Source organism: Rothia halotolerans, assembly GCF_004136635.1.
Classification (GTDB): domain Bacteria; phylum Actinomycetota; class Actinomycetes; order Actinomycetales; family Micrococcaceae; genus Rothia; species Rothia halotolerans.
In genome coordinates, this window is record NZ_NOIU01000001.1 from 1,010,790 (window position 1) to 1,025,725 (window position 14,936).

A 14,936-nucleotide genomic window follows, 5' to 3' on the forward strand; every position below is an offset into this window, starting at 1 on the left:
GAGCACCCATGTCAGAACAGAACGAGACGAACGGCGCCGAGGACGAGCGTCCGGCGGAGGAGGCCGCAGCCCCCGGCTCCGGCGAGGCGTCAGGGCCCGCGGGGGACGACGTCGCCCCCGCGGCCGGGACCGCGTCGCCCTCCTCCGAGGGACGCGAGGTCGCCTCCGCGGAGGACGACGAGAGCGAGATCGCCGCGGACTACCTCGAGGAGCTGCTCGACATCGCGGACCTGGACGGGGACATCGACATCGAGGTCCGCCAGAACCGGACCTACCTCTCGGTCGTGGCGGAGGGCGACGCCGAGGACGAGCTCGGTCTGCTGATCGGACGCAAGGGCGAGGTCCTCGAGGCCCTGCAGGAGCTCGTGCGCCTCTCGGTGCTCGCCTCGACGGGGAACCGCTCCCGCCTCATCCTGGACGTCGCCGGCCACCGCGGACGGCGCGAGCACGAGCTGCAGCAGCTCGCCGAGCAGGCCCTGGAGTCGGTGCGTGCCACCGGGGAGCCCTATCACCTGAAGCCGCTGGGCTCCTACGAGCGGAAGATCGTGCACGACATCGTGGCCGAGCACGGCATGCGCTCGGCCTCCGAGGGCGAGGGGGCGCGCCGTCACATCGTGGTCTCGGCGGCCGGTGCCGGGAACGACGAGGCACAGGCATGAGCGGGCAGGACCGCCGCCAGGCCGTGGAGGGCTCTGAGAGCGCCGACGTCGCTGTGGATGCATCCGGAGCCGTCCCGGAGCTTCCCGAACTCTCAGGGGGCGATCTGAGGGCCGCCGAGGGCGTCTTCGGAGACCGCCTGGACCTCGCCCGCAGGTACGTGGAGCACCTCGCCACCAGCGGAATCGAACGCGGGCTCATCGGGCCTCGCGAGATCCCCCGTCTCTGGACCCGGCACGTGCTCAACTGCGCCGTGGTGCAGGAGCTGATCCCCCAGGGGGCGCGGCTGGCCGACGTCGGCTCGGGAGCCGGCCTGCCGGGCCTCTGCCTGGCGATCGCCCGCCCCGACCTGGAGGTCACCTTGATCGAGCCGCTGGAGCGGCGGATCATCTGGCTGGACGAGGTCATCGACGACCTCGGGCTGGAGAACGCCACGATCCTGCGTTCGCGAGGCGAGCAGGCCGTGGGGCAGGTCGACGTCGACGTCGTGACCGCCCGCGCGGTGTCCGCGCTGGTGGGCCTCCTGGACATCACGCTGCCCCTGCTGCGTGGTACGGGCCAGCTCCTGGCCCTCAAGGGCAGGACGGCCGAGGAAGAGGTGCGCAAGGCGCAGAAGAAGCTCGACCGCTACGGGGTCCGCGAGACGGAGATCCTCCTGACCGGCGAGGACCTCCTCGAGGAGCCGACGACGGTGGTTCGCGCCGAGCTCTGAGGGCGTCTACGGGAACGGCCGCGTCAGCTTCCTCCGCGTGGTCTTCCCGAGGCCTCACTCCGGCGGAGTGTGACCGGAGCTGTGCCGGACCAGGAAGCGAGGGCCCAGGAGCATGCGCCCCTGGGCCCTTCTGCTGCCCCCCGTTCGCGGCAGCCCCGCCCTCTTTCCGCGTGCACGCCCGGTGCCCATCGGGGGCCCGGCCCCTCCGGAGGACGTGCCCCTCCGAGGACGAGTTCCAGCAGAGCGCGAGGGCACCGGGCGCATTCATTCCTGCTTCCCCACTTCCACGGGTTGCAGAACCCCTCACTCGCGCCACCCCACACTCCCCTCGGCATCCACGCCCACCTCCGCGTCTCGGATTCCGTCGCCGGGAGGCCGGGTTTTGCGGAGGGCTACCGGGTAGTCTGGGTGAAGAAATTGCACCTGCCTCACTGGAGAGCGATGGATCGGAACCTGCCATGAGACGTGCCCAGGACGTCGGTATGCCCCCAAATCCCATTGACCAACCCGAGAGAGTAGTCCCGGACATCTGCACCCCTGTTTCACGTGAAACGTTGGAGCTGATGACCCCCGTGCTGGAGACGACGTCCGGCATGGCCGAAACACCTGTGATGAGAGAGCTGATGAACGAGAAGAAGCGGTGGAAGAGGCTAGCCCAGCAGAACGTGGCCGCGCCCGGTGAAACGCGCATCTTCACCATCAGTAACCAGAAGGGCGGCGTCGGGAAGACCAGCACCGCAGTCAACCTGGCGGCTGCCATGGCCGAACGCGGCCTGGAGACCCTGGTCATCGACATCGACCCCCAGGGGAACGCCTCCACCGCCCTCAACATCGACCACGGGCTGGACGTGCCCTCCACGTACGACGTGCTCATCGAGGGGACCCCGATGGCCGAGGTGGTCAAGGAATGCCCGGACATCTCCCGGCTCTCCTGCGTGCCGGCCAACATCGATCTGGCGGGGGCTGAGATCGAGCTGGTCTCTCAGGTCGCTCGGGAGCAGCGGCTCAATCGGGCTCTCCAGGAGTACACCGAGCACCGTGAGCAGGCAGGACTCCCCCGGCTGGACTACGTCTTCATCGACTGCCCGCCTTCGCTGGGTCTCCTGACCATCAACGCCTTCGTGGCAGCCAGGGAAGTTCTCATTCCCATCCAGTGCGAGTACTACGCTCTTGAGGGGTTGAGCCAGCTGCTCAACAACATCGATATGGTCAAGAAGCACCTGAACTCGACGCTGCACGTAAGCACCATCCTGCTGACCATGTACGACGGGCGGACCAACCTCGCCTCGCAGGTCGCCGATGAGGTGCGTCAGCACTTCCCCCAGCAGGTGCTCGAGGCACTGATTCCCCGCTCGGTCCGCATCTCCGAAGCCCCCAGCTATCAGCAGACAGTCCTGAGCTACGATCCTCACTCCAGTGGATCGCTGGCATACCTGGAGGCAGCCGTGGAGATCGCACAGAAAGGCTCTGGAGGGGCCTCCTGAGCCCTCTGGGTGACCCAGGCGGGAAAAGGGAACAGTAGGTCAATACGGGGCTGTCAGCGATGCTTCCGGGTTTCCGGATCGGTAAGGTCTCCCACTTCTTTGTCTCCTGGCCCTCCCGGCTGCCCCTGAGTCCTGAACCCCTCGTGTGGAGCCAGGCGCGAGAAGGCAATAATGCCTACCGTTTCACGTGAAACGGTAGGCATTATGGCTATAACAAACTTATGGCGCAGTTTTTCGCATACTATTGCGCAGTTCGATAACCTGTATGCCCAGGAGTAGCATGTCTTCGTCCCCTAAAAGCTCCTAGATCTGTCGTTACACCCCCTGGGCAACGAAGCGTTTCACGTGAAACACGGGGAAGCAGGGTGACGCGGCTGCCATACCGATGAATGATCCCTTCTCGCCGAGGAGTCCTTGGGTGAAGTGCTGGGAGCAGACCGTCTTCTCTCTCCAGGAGCGTCATCTCCCTCTCTGTAGCCGGGCTGAAAGGTTCACCCACTAGACTGAGAAGAACAGATCGTGCGTCTACGGGTAGGAGACATGATGGCGGAGCGACGACGCGGCTTGGGGCGAGGGCTTGGAGCCCTCATCCCGGCATCGACGGAAGACGAATCTCAGAACGCTGAAGCGGAGACCTCGACTGAACAGGGTGAAGGGGAAGCCGTGGTCAGCGTTTCACGTGAAACGGAGAAGAAGTCTTCCTCGAAGAAGGGAAAGGGAGGAGCCTCTTCATCCTCGGACAGCCTTCAGACCGCTAGCGCTTCTTCATCCGTTCAGCGGAAGACCTCCTCCAAGACCTCTTCGTCGAAGCAGAAAGCATCGAAGGGGAAAGGTGACGATCAGGAGGGCGCCGCTTCTTCGGTGTCGGCACGGGCGACTCCAGAGGGAGAGCCTGTCAAGAGTTCCACTTCCACTTCCTCCCGTTCCAGCTCCAAGAACGGCGGCACCCAGAGGCGAGCCGATATGGGGGCAGCTCTGAGGAAGAGCGGAGTCGGCCGCCGCCCCGTCGATTTCTTCTTCGAGCCCAGTGGGCCGGCTGAGGAAGCACAAGAGAGCGTCACATCTGAGATCGGGCAGGGTTCTGCTGGGGAGCAGACCGCGAAGACTCCTGCTATCGGGGAGAAAACGAAGGAGAGCGCCTCTCAGGCAAGCACTTCCTCTGATAAGGCCGCTTCCGTTTCACGTGAAACGGAGAAGCCGGCGGACGATCTCTCCAACGAGAACCAACTTGTGGCCGTGCCGGGTGCTCACTTCGGTGAAATCGGCGTGGATGAGATCCACCCCAATAGAAAGCAGCCTCGTCAGGAATTCGACGAGGATGAGATGCAGGAGCTGGTCCACTCCATTCGGGAGATCGGAGTTCTGCAGCCGATCGTGGTGCGCCGGAGCCGGGAGGAAGGGGACACCAAGTACGAGCTGGTCATGGGCGAGCGACGCTGGCGTGCTTCGCAGCGAGCGGAGATGGCGACCATCCCGGCTATCGTCCGCGATACGCAGGATGTGGACCTCCTGCGCGATGCCCTGCTCGAGAATCTCCACCGCAGTCAGCTGAATCCCCTGGAAGAGGCAGCGGCCTACCAGCAGCTGCTTCATGAGTTCGGTACGACTCAGGAGGAGCTCGCACGCCGTATCGGGCGCTCTCGCCCTCAGATCAGCAATACCATCCGTTTGCTGAGGCTCCCGGCTCTGGTCCAGCGGCGTGTGGCCGCGGGCATTCTCTCGGCGGGCCACGCACGGGCGCTCCTCGTCCTGGAGGACCCGGCGGCCATCGAGCGACTCGCACAGAGGATCGTCGCCGAGGGTCTCTCGGTTCGCGCGGTGGAGGAGATCGCACAGGCAGGGGAGACCCCGAAGAAGGAAAAGACTCGGAAGGCAACCCCTGCCAATCGTCATCATGAGCGTTTGGACTATATCGCCGATGCCTTCGCGGATAAGCTCGACACCAGCGTGAAGATCAATCTGGGAGCGCGGAAGGGCAAGATGACCATCGAGTTCGCCTCGGTGGACGATCTGAACCGCATCATCTCCGTGCTGGACCCGGAGATCGAGAAGGACTGAAGCCGCTTCCCTCCATCCTCGGAGGGAACGAAGAAGGGGCCGCTCGTTTCACGTGAAACGAGCGGCCCCTTCTCCTTGAGGAAGCACGGTGTCCGGGGTTAGCCGAGGAACTCGGCGAACTCCTTCTCCAGCGCCGCCTTCGGCTTCGCGCCGACAGATGTCTTGGCGACCTCCCCGTCCTTGAAGACGTAGATGGCGGGGATCGAGGTGATGCCGTACTTCGCGGCAGTCCCGCCGTTCTCGTCGACGTTCAGCTTCACGACGTCGACCGAATCGGCGTGCTCCTCGGCGATCTGGTCGAGGATCGGGCCGACCATGCGGCACGGGCCGCACCATTCAGCCCAGAAGTCCACGATGACGGGACGATCACTCTTCAGCACGTCCTCCTCGAAGGACGCGTCGGTCACTGCTTTGGCGTTGCTCATGATGTTTTCCTTTCCTGGGAGTCAGAGGGATTCGAGGTAGTGCTGCGCGTCGATGGCGGCGACGCAGCCGGATCCCGCCGCGGTGATGGCCTGCCGGTAGGTGGGGTCGATGACATCGCCCGCGGCGAAGACGCCGGGGAGGGCGGTCTTGGAGGAGCGCCCCTGGACGGCGATGGTGCCCTCGGGTGTGAGCTCCAGCTGCCCCTTGACGAGGTCGGTCCGCGGATCGGAGCCGATGGCGACGAAGAGCCCCTCGACCTCGAGGCGCTGGGTCAGCCCCGAGCGCAGGTTCTCGATCTGCAGCGCCTCGGTCTTGTGCTCGCCCTCGATGCCCACCACGGCGGAGTCCCAGATGAAGGTGATCTTCGGGTGGTTCAGGGCGCGCTCCTGCATGATCTCCGATGCGCGCAGGGTGTCCCGGCGATGGATGATCGTGACGGAGGAGGCGAAAGTGGTGAGGAAGAGGGCCTCCTCGAGGGCGGAGTCCCCGCCACCCACGACCGCGATCGGCTTCTCTTTGAAGAAGAAACCGTCACACGTTGCGCACCAGCTCACGCCGTGACCGGAGAGCCGAGTCTCGTCCTCCAGGCCGAGCTTCCGGTACTCCGAACCGGTGGAGAGGATGACGGACTTGGCCAGGGTGACCGAACCGTCGTCGAGCGTGATCCTCTTGACCTCGCCGGACAGGTCCACCTCCGCGACGTCCTCGTACCGGACGTCGGCGCCGAAGCGCTCGGCCTGCTGCTGCATGTTGGCCATGAGCTCCGGCCCCTGGATGCCCTCGATGAACCCGGGGTAGTTCTCCACCTCCGTGGTGGTCATCAGATCGCCGCCGGCGGCCACCGAGCTGGCGAAGACCACCGGGCGGAGGTTGGCGCGCGCGGTGTAGACGGCCGCGGTGTAGCCGGCGGGGCCGGAGCCGACGATCACGACGTCGTGGATCGTGGCATCGCCGTCCTGCTCGGTCCGGGGTGCGGCCTCATCCTGCGGCAGGTTGAGGAGCGGGGCGGATGCCGCGGAGAACACGCTGTCGGTCAAGGGGAGCCTTTCGGTCGTGGCCGTCGACGGCCGGGGTGGTGCGGGCCGGGCTCCGCTGCGGTGCGGAGCCCGAGGGCTTTATGGGTCTATGGGTCTATGGGTGAGAACCTGCCCGTGGATCATAATATTCCGGCGGTCCAGCGGTGTGCGGACGGGCGAGGGAGCGGCCTCGCGCCTTCTGGGGTGCGCGGTGGTCTCACGGGGCAGAGGGCGGCAGAGCGGGCTGCGCCAGCACCGATACGTGGGCCGGACGAGAACGCTCGAACGAGGCGAACGGGGACGGAAGAGCAGGCTGCGCGGCACGCGAACGGTGGAGCAGACCGCGAGAGAGCCCTCGAGCGGTGCGCGGGGACTCCGGAGGACCGGCGGGGACGTGGAGCGGGACGAAAGAAGCCGGAGAAGAGGAGCAGACGGGGCGGCCGAGCGGGCCGGGCCCGTCCTAGTCCACCGAGATCTCGGCGATCCGCAGCCCGTAGCTGTACCCGGCGATGGGCTCGCTCAGCTGGGGCGCCTCGGTGAAGTACACGATCACGTAGGAGGCGTCCTGGGAGCCGGCATCCTCGGAGAGCTCGACCGTGGTCGAATCCCCCTGGAAGGAGCCCGTGCCCGCCTCGGTGGCGCCGTCGATGCTCGGGGAGTCGTTCGTGTAGATGGTGAAGTGCCCGCCGCTGCCGCCGTCCTGCTGGATGGTGACACTCGAGACCTCTGCCGGGGAGTCCAGCTGAACCGCGAGGCCGACGCCGGGGACCAGGTTGCCGAAGGAGGCCGAGGCGAAGCCGTAGCTGCTCCAGGAGGTGGCCGGGTCGCCGTCGGTCGCCTCGCCGAGGGTCCCGTCCTGGTCGGCCATGAAGCCGGCGTTGCCCGGCACGACGCGGCTGATGCCGGAGATCTCGGGATCCGCCCCCTGCTCGTCCTCGGTGGCGGAGGGGGACGCGGAGGGGCTCGACGTCGTGCTCCCCTCCGCAGAGCTGACCGTGCCGCTGGGGGAGGGCTCACCGCCGAAGCCCGCGACCAGCGAGCCGAGCCGGGTGAAGCCGAAGATCACCAGCGCCACGAGCAGGACGATCACCACGGCCGCGGTGATCCACAGCCCGCCGCCGGGACGACGACGCCGCCGGGGCGGCTCCTCCTCGTCCTCGTACGCCGCGCCGGGGACGAACTCGTCCTCCTCGCGCTCGTAGCGGTTGTCGCCGTCGTAGCCCTGGTCCAGCCCCTGGAAGGCGGCTCCCGCACCGGCCGCCGTCCCCGCGGCGCCGCCCGAGGCGTCGGATGCGGCGCGGTCGAAGAGCGTGCCCTCGCCCGAGCCCGCGCGGGGCTGGCGCTGGGCGGGCGGCTCCTCGCCGAACTCCTCGTAGTCGGCCTCGGTCCACGGCTGGACCGCCGGCATCGGCCCGGTGTCCCCCGAGCGGCCGGAGACCGCGTCCTGGGGGGAGGTGTCGGGGCCGAGCTGCTCGTAGTCGGCGTCGGTGGCCGCTGTGCTCGAGCCGAAGATCTCCGTGCCGAGCCCCTCCGGGTCCTCGGTCTCGAAGTCCTCGGTGAGCAGGAGGTCCAGCAGCTCGTTGGCCGGCGCGTGCGAGGTGATCAGGTAGGTGACGTCCTCGGACTGGCCGAGGTCCAGGATCTGGAGCGTCCCGGCGCGGGGCCCGGCGGCGACGTCGCGCGCGTGCTCGATCAGCATGTCGCTGTGCGTCGGACTCGCCACCAGGATCGAGACCCGGCGCCCCAGCACCTGGTCGCGACCCTCCAGGACCTGGTCCTGGGCCGCCGTGGCGACGACCTGGGTGGTCACTTTGTAGCGCCCACCGAGGACGGCACCTAGCTGAATGGCCTGCGTCAAGAGTCCTCCCGCGCCTGATGTTCGGTCAATGTCTGTTCCGATGATACCGGGATGCTACCGGCGCGTACCGTCAGTCATCTCCCGAATCGCGCTCTGATCGGGGCCATCAGCCCGGAGAGCTCGCGCACCCGGAAGAGCTTCAGGGCACCGAGGTAGACGACCCCCATCACGGCCAGGCCCAGCAGCGCGGTCAGCATGCCGTTGATCGGGCCGCCCCAGGGGAAGCCCTCCGGCGAGGAGCCGCCCACCAGCTGGAGGACGACGTAGCCGACGACGCCGGCCAGTATCGCCGCCAGCGAGACCCTCAGATGCGTCTTGACGATGCTGGCGACGTCGTAGTCCCCGAGCCACCTCTTCAGGGCCCGGTGGTAGAGCAGCGTCGAGAAGACGTTCATGAAGACGTACAGGGCGGCCACGTAGAACGCGACGTACTGCGCCGGCGCGAAGGCGAGGACGAGCGCCCCCAGCGCGATCGTGATCAGCGCCGAGAGGACCTGGACCACCAGCGGGGTCCGGGCGTCCTCGGAGGCATAGAACATGCGCCCCATCATGAAGGCGATGGTCAGGAACGGCCCGCCGAGCGCGATCACGGTGACGAGCTGGCCCATCACCGCACCCGCCCCCGGCTCGCCGCCGCTGAACATCATGCCCACCGGGCCGGCGTAGACGATGAGGGCGACGGCGCAGAAGATCGTCGCGACCGAGGCGATCCTCAGCCCCTGGGAGAGCGAGGAGATCATCCCGGAGTGGTCGCGGTCCCCGGCGGAGTAGGCCATCCGGTTGAACAGCACCGTCGCGATGGACAGGCCGATCACCCCGTGGGGCAGCTGGTAGAGCATCGTCGAGTAGTCGAGCAGGGCGGGGCCGGCCACCGCCTCGCCGGTCCTGGCCACGATCTCCTCGCGGGCGCCGGTCGCGGAGGAGGCGACCTTGGTGAGGAACAGGAAGGAGAGGTTGGCGATGATGCCGGTCGCCAGCGTCCAGCTGGCGATCTTGGCCGCCGTCGAGAGCCCGATGCCGCGCCAGCCGAGCTTCACGCCCAGCCCCAGGCGGAGCCGCTTGAGGGGGAGGAAGAGGATGAGGGCCTGGGCCGCGACCCCGACCGTCGCCATGCCGGCCAGCCAGAAGGTCTGCCCGCCGGTCCAGTTCTCCATCGAGTGGCCGGCGCTGGCGTTGGTGCCGTACATCCAGATGAAGACCAGCAGGGCCGCGATGGCGACGACGTTGTTCAATGCCGGTGCCCACATATACGCGCCGAAGGCTCCGCGGGCGTTGAGGATCTGGCCGACGACGGTGTAGAGGCCGTAGAAGAAGAGCTGCGGGAAGCACCACAGGGCGAAGGTGACGCCGAAGTCGATCTGGTCCTGGGTCCAGTTGGTCGAGACGACCGTGATGATGGGCCGGGCCAGCAGCACGACCGCCGTGGTGAGCACGGCGAGGCCGATCACCGCCAGCGAGAGCAGCCGGGAGATGTAGTCCGCGCCGCCGTCGGGGTTCTTGGTGGCCTTGATGATCTGCGGGACCAGCACCGCGTTGAAGACGCCGCCGGCCACGAGCACGTAGATGAGGTTCGGCAGCTGGTTGGCCAGCTGGAAGATGTCACCGGTGGTCTGCGCGCCGATGGCGGTGGCGATCAGGAGGGCCTTGACGAACCCGAGCACCCGGGAGACCAGGGTCCCCGCGGCCATGATGACGCTGGAGCGCGCACCGGTTGATGCCATGTCGTATATGCCCTATCCGTGATAAGCCGTGGTCTTCCCCGGGGGCCGGGCCTCCCCGGTCCTAGATCTGATGAATGATGTATTCCCGGGCGATGTCCGCGATCCGGCGCTCGTTGGGGAAGGAGAGCCTGCGGCCCAGGTCGTCGATGTCGACCCACGCGACGTCTATGGCCTCGTGGTCGGGGTCCTTCTCGGTGGTCAGGTACCCTCCGGTCGCCTCGAGCAGGAAGTGGTGGACCGTCTTGTGGACCCGGTGACCCGAGACGGTGAACCAGTAGTCGATCGACCCCAGCGGGGCGAGCATCCGGCCCTCGATGCCGGTCTCCTCCTCGATCTCCCGGCAGGCGGCCTCCTCGTGCCCCTCCTCGCCCTCGGGATGGCCCTTGGGCAGGCACCACTCGAGCCGTCCGCCCCGGTTGATGCGGGCGATGATCGCGACGGGGTGCCCGGGGGTCTCGAGATCGACGACGATGCCCCCGGCGGAGACTTCTTCCACCGTGGGCAGAGACGAAGCGGGCGTGAACGCCCGCTTCTTCGGTGCCCTGGGTACTGGAAAAGTCATACCGTCCATTTTACAGAGTTCCTCTGCCGGTCGCGCTCCGCCCTCCCCCGGCGGGGTCGGGCGCCTCCGGCCGGGCGTCCGGCAGCGCGGGGCCGGGCCCTCGCCCCCGGCGGTTTTCTGGCACGATTGAACGACCATGGTTAACCTCTTTGACAGTTCAGCGATACACCCCGCGGCCCTCGAGCTGGGCCGCCTCTTCGAGTCCGCGGGCTTCGAGCTCTCCCTCGTGGGGGGACCGGTGCGGGACCTCTTCCTCGGCTCGCAGGCGCTGGACCTCGACTTCACCACCAACGCGACGCCGGACGAGACCCTCGCGGTGGCCCGCGGCTGGGCGGACGCGCACTGGGAGATCGGCCGCGACTTCGGCACCATCGGCCTGCGCCGGGGGGACGCGATGATCGAGGTGACCACCTACCGCGCCGAGGCCTACGACCCCGACTCCCGCAAGCCCTCGGTGGCCTTCGGCAGGAAGCTGGAGGACGACCTCTTCCGGCGCGACTTCACCATCAACTCCATGGCCCTGCGCCTGCCCTCCCTCGAGCTGGTGGACCCCTACGGCGGCATCAGCGACCTCTCCGCCGGCATCCTCAGGACCCCCGGCCGCCCCGAGGACTCCTTCTCCGACGACCCGCTGCGGATGATGCGCGCCGCCCGCTTCGCCTCCCGGCTGGACATCGATCCGGCGCCCGAGGTCGTCGCGGCGATGGAGGAGATGGCGGAGCGCATCGGGATCATTTCCGCCGAGCGGGTCCGGGACGAGCTGGTGAAGCTCATCAACGGGAGGAACCCGCGCCGCGGCGTCGACCTCATGGTGGACACCGGGCTGGCCGACCGCGTGCTGCCCGAGATCCCCGCCCTGAAGATGGAGATGGACGAGCACCACCGTCACAAGGACGTCTACCAGCACTCGTTGACGGTGCTCATGCAGGCCGCGGACCTGGAGACCGACGCCGAGGGCCCGGTCCCCGGCCCCGACTTCACCCTGCGCTTCGCGGCCCTGATGCACGACGTCGGCAAGCCCGCGACCCGCCGGGTGGAGCAGGGCGGCGCGGTCAGCTTCCGCCACCACGACGTCGTCGGCGCCAAGCAGGTCAAGAAGCGGATGCGCGAGCTGCGCTTCGACAACGAGACGATCAGGAACGTCGCGCGGCTGGTCGAGCTGCACATGCGCTTCTACGGATACGGCGACGCCGGGTGGACCGACTCCGCGGTGCGTCGCTACGTGCGCGACGCCGGCGACCAGCTGCAGCGGCTGCACCGCCTGACCCGCTCGGACGTGACCACGCGGAACAAGCGCAAGGCGCAGCGGCTGGAGTTCGCGTACGACGACCTGGAGCGCCGGATCGAGGAGCTCTCCGCCCAGGAGGAGCTGGAGGCCATCCGCCCCGAGCTGGACGGCCGGGAGATCATGGAGATCCTCGGCATCCCGCCGGGCCCCGAGGTGGGGGAGGCGTACAACCACCTCCTCAACCTCCGCCTGGACGAGGGGACCCTGGGGCACGACGTCGCCGTGGAGCGCCTGCGGGCGTGGTGGGCCGAGCGCGCCCGAGCGGAGCCTGGCAGTTGACCCGGAGCCCCGTGTGTTTCGGGGCCGGGGTTTCGGAGAGGAAGCGGCGGATTGATAGCGTCGTGGGACAGTATTCCCGTCCACGATGAGGTACGCGTGTCCGATACCGGAGACAACCAAGACGCCCGCACGCCGGGGAACGCATCGGGCGGCTCGCCCGAACCGGGCAGCGCCCGGGCCCCCGGGGGACCGGGCGCGGGCTCTCCCTCCGACGGCCCCGCCGCGTCGGAGCCCCGGGAGACCGGGACCCCATGGGGAACGTCGCCCGGCTCCTCCGCTGCCGGGGCGTCCATCCCGGTCGCCAACGCGGCGCCGGAGGAGCCCGCCGAGGCCCCGTCCCGGAGGCCGCAGCGCACCACCGTCGGCGACTGGCTGGGGGCGGGCCTGACCGCCGTCGTCGCCTACGCCTCCATGCTGGTGGCCGCGGCGCTCATCTCGGTGATCCTCGTGGTGATGATGCGCGACGAGTCCGGGGACGCCTCGGGGACGCTCGCGGGTCAGGGCCTGTCCATGATCACCGACCAGTTCGGTGCCTATCCGTTCGTCGCGCTGCTCTTCCAGCTGGTCGCGATGGCGATGGGCGGCACCCTGTCCCTCCAGCTCCTCCAGAACGCGATGGGGCAGAGCGCCACGATCACGGCCTCGCTGCACGCCTTCCCCCTGCTCATCACCCTGGTGGGCTTCGTGGTCCTGTTCTACGCCTCTCGGATGCACGCTCGCCGGCAGCTGCGGCGCGGCGGCGCCCGGGTGGGAGGGACGCGCCTCTGGCTGACCTCCCTGATCGCCGGGCTCATCCTGGCGGCGCTCACCGTGGCCCTCACCCTCGTCCTGGCGGGCAGGGGCTCGATCACGGTCTACGTCCTCTCCCTGGAGTTCTGGTTCGACGCCATGAGCCCCCAGATGGTGCTGCTCCCCCTGATCGGCGGCACGCTCGTCTCCGGCTGGGCGCGCAGCTCCGTCGCGGCCCCCGGGCGGGGACTCGTCGGCGAGACCGTCCGCGCCCTGGCGCCCGGCCTGGGCACCGCGGCGCGGCTGACGGGGATCTACGCGGGCGGCGTCGCCCTGGTCTCCCTGATCGTGCTGAGCGTCGTCGCCTTCGTGCAGGGCTCGCCGGCGGCGGGGCTCGGCACCCTCTTCTTCGGCCTCGTCGCGGTCGTGGAGATCATGGCCCTGGGCCACCTCTCCGGCATCACCGCGCAGACGACGGCGCAGCTGGGCTACCAGCGGGACACTGCCTTCATCTGGTCCGCCCCCGTCCAGCAGTACGCCGACTTCTGGCTCATGCTGGTCTGGATCCCCATCGGGGTGGGTCTGCTGTGGCTCTCCCTCGCCTGGTCGCGGCGCCGGCCCCGGCCCGCGGCGCCGACCTCGTGGTTCGCGATGCCGCTGGCCTTCCTCCTGCTCGGCCTGCTGCTGATGTGGCTCGGGACCCTGCGCTTCTCCGACAGCGGCTTCGTGATGCAGGGCTTCTACGGGATCTCCCCGGCGTGGCTGACCCCGGCCTGCATGCTGGGATGGGGCTTCGTCGTCGAGCTCCTCGCCCGCTTCGTGGCGCCGCGGCTGACGCGCCGGCGCCGGCGCGCGGAGGCGGAGGGCGCGCAGGCCCGCGGGTCCGTGGAGGCGGACGGCTGAGGCCGAGGTAGAGCTGCCTCCACCCCTTCCTCATACCCCGGTATGAAATCGTGCACGATCCCCCGAGAACCCGACGTTCTCGGGGGATCGGCTTATAGGGTTGGGGAGAAGACGTCAGCCCGGTTCGCCGGGAAGGGAAGGAGACACCATGATCGAGGTCTCGGGCCTCACCAAGACCTACGGTGCCAAAAGAGCGGTGGACGACATCAGCTTCACCGTTCAGCCCGGACAGGTGACGGGCTTCCTGGGCCCCAACGGCGCGGGGAAGTCCACCACCATGCGCATGATCCTCGGCCTGGAGCGCCCCACCTCGGGCACCGCCCTGGTGGAGGGCAAACCGTACCGCAAGCTTGCCTCCCCGCTGACCACCGTCGGCTCCCTCCTGGAGGCCAAGGCCGTGCACCCGCGTCGCACCGGGGCGAACCACCTCCGGGCGATGGCGGCGACGCACGGCCTCCCCAAGAGCCGCGTGGACGAGGTCATCGACATCACCGGCCTCTCCTCCGCCGCCAAGAAGAAGGTCGGCGGCTACTCCCTCGGCATGGGCCAGCGGCTGGGCATCGCCTCCGCGATCCTCGGGGACCCCTCCGTGGTCATCCTGGACGAGCCGGTCAACGGCCTGGATCCCGAGGGCGTCATCTGGGTCCGCCAGATGGCCCGCTTCCTCGCCTCCGAGGGCAAGACCGTCTTCCTCTCCTCCCACCTCATGTCGGAGATGGCGCAGACGGCCGACCACCTGATCGTCATCGGCCAGGGGAGGATCCTGGCCGACCAGCCGCTCGAGGAGTTCCTCAACCAGGCCGGCGACGAGCGCGTGCTGGTCCGCACCGACGAGGCCGACGCCTTCGCCGGCGTCCTCCAGCGCGAGGGCCTGCGGGTGGATCCGCACGACGGCGGCCTCATGGTCCACGGCAACGGCCGCCAGGTCGCCGAGCGCGCGCAGGCCGAGGGCGTCCTCCTCTACGAGATCAGCCCCCAGCACGCCTCGCTGGAGCAGGTCTACATGGCGATGACCCAGGACTCGGTGGAGTACCGCTCCGCCGACCCGGCCGCCGGCCTCGCTCCGCACCAGCCGGCCCCGGACACCGACGCCGGGCAGGGCGCGCACGCCGCGGACGCTCCGGTGGACGCCCCCGCCTCCACGGGGAGCGTCCCCGCCGCCCCCGCCGCGGGAGACGACGCCGACTACACCCCCGCCCACTCCTCGCAGCAGACCCCCTGGAACCAGGAGGAGAAGTAGATG

The 14,936-nt window shown here is 68.6% G+C and carries 12 protein-coding genes; 7 read left to right on the forward strand and 5 right to left on the reverse strand.

The window, feature by feature from the left end:
• The first annotated feature begins 8 nt into the window (after nucleotides 1–8).
• The 4 genes from EWV39_RS04680 to EWV39_RS04695 all read left to right on the forward strand — a co-directional run bounded on the left by EWV39_RS04680 (nucleotide 9) and on the right by EWV39_RS04695 (nucleotide 4,911).
• The gene (locus EWV39_RS04680) at nucleotides 9–659 is read left to right on the forward strand and encodes a Jag family protein (RefSeq protein ID WP_129657131.1); all 651 of its coding nucleotides are present in this window, start codon (nucleotides 9–11) and stop codon (nucleotides 657–659) included.
• Entirely contained in the window at nucleotides 656–1,369 is a 714-nt protein-coding gene (rsmG, locus tag EWV39_RS04685; protein WP_129657133.1) for a 16S rRNA (guanine(527)-N(7))-methyltransferase RsmG, read from the forward strand. Before EWV39_RS04680 ends, rsmG begins: the two co-directional genes overlap by 4 nt.
• 563 nt (nucleotides 1,370–1,932) lie before the next feature.
• Nucleotides 1,933–2,853, forward strand: a complete 921-nt coding sequence (locus tag EWV39_RS04690) for a ParA family protein (protein ID WP_238148032.1) — start codon at nucleotides 1,933–1,935, stop codon at nucleotides 2,851–2,853.
• 540 nt (nucleotides 2,854–3,393) lie between these two features.
• The gene (locus tag EWV39_RS04695) at nucleotides 3,394–4,911 is read left to right on the forward strand and encodes a ParB/RepB/Spo0J family partition protein (RefSeq protein WP_193554678.1); all 1,518 of its coding nucleotides are present in this window, start codon (nucleotides 3,394–3,396) and stop codon (nucleotides 4,909–4,911) included.
• A 98-nt stretch (nucleotides 4,912–5,009) separates the two neighbouring features.
• Here EWV39_RS04695 and trxA read toward each other — a convergent pair whose 3' ends face one another.
• The 5 genes from trxA to EWV39_RS04720 form a co-directional block, all read right to left on the reverse strand.
• Complete coding sequence (gene trxA, locus EWV39_RS04700; RefSeq protein ID WP_129657135.1) at nucleotides 5,010–5,336, reverse strand: thioredoxin; 327 nt, start codon at nucleotides 5,334–5,336, stop codon at nucleotides 5,010–5,012.
• A gap of 21 nt (nucleotides 5,337–5,357) precedes the next feature.
• A complete protein-coding gene (gene trxB, locus EWV39_RS04705; RefSeq protein ID WP_420329938.1) occupies nucleotides 5,358–6,374 on the reverse strand; it encodes a thioredoxin-disulfide reductase in 1,017 nt (338 codons plus the stop codon).
• A 439-nt stretch (nucleotides 6,375–6,813) separates the two neighbouring features.
• Nucleotides 6,814–8,163 (reverse strand): hypothetical protein, encoded by a 1,350-nt coding sequence (locus EWV39_RS04710; protein WP_129657137.1) that lies wholly within the window; start codon nucleotides 8,161–8,163, stop codon nucleotides 6,814–6,816.
• Between the two features lie 122 nt (nucleotides 8,164–8,285).
• Nucleotides 8,286–9,932: a murein biosynthesis integral membrane protein MurJ gene (gene murJ, locus EWV39_RS04715; protein ID WP_129657139.1), complete on the reverse strand. Its 1,647-nt coding sequence runs from the start codon at nucleotides 9,930–9,932 to the stop codon at nucleotides 8,286–8,288.
• Nucleotides 9,933–9,993: 61 nt separating this feature from the next.
• Entirely contained in the window at nucleotides 9,994–10,494 is a 501-nt protein-coding gene (locus EWV39_RS04720; protein WP_129657141.1) for an NUDIX domain-containing protein, read from the reverse strand.
• 136 nt (nucleotides 10,495–10,630) lie between these two features.
• Here EWV39_RS04720 and EWV39_RS04725 point away from each other — a divergent pair, with 136 nt between their 5' ends.
• The 3 genes from EWV39_RS04725 to EWV39_RS04735 all read left to right on the forward strand — a co-directional run bounded on the left by EWV39_RS04725 (nucleotide 10,631) and on the right by EWV39_RS04735 (nucleotide 14,933).
• The gene (locus tag EWV39_RS04725; RefSeq protein ID WP_129657143.1) at nucleotides 10,631–12,061 is read left to right on the forward strand and encodes a CCA tRNA nucleotidyltransferase; all 1,431 of its coding nucleotides are present in this window, start codon (nucleotides 10,631–10,633) and stop codon (nucleotides 12,059–12,061) included.
• Between the two features lie 96 nt (nucleotides 12,062–12,157).
• A complete protein-coding gene (locus EWV39_RS04730) occupies nucleotides 12,158–13,693 on the forward strand; it encodes a hypothetical protein (protein WP_129657145.1) in 1,536 nt (511 codons plus the stop codon).
• Nucleotides 13,694–13,841: 148 nt separating this feature from the next.
• A complete protein-coding gene (locus EWV39_RS04735) occupies nucleotides 13,842–14,933 on the forward strand; it encodes an ABC transporter ATP-binding protein (RefSeq protein ID WP_129657147.1) in 1,092 nt (363 codons plus the stop codon).
• The last annotated feature ends 3 nt before the right edge of the window (nucleotides 14,934–14,936 follow it).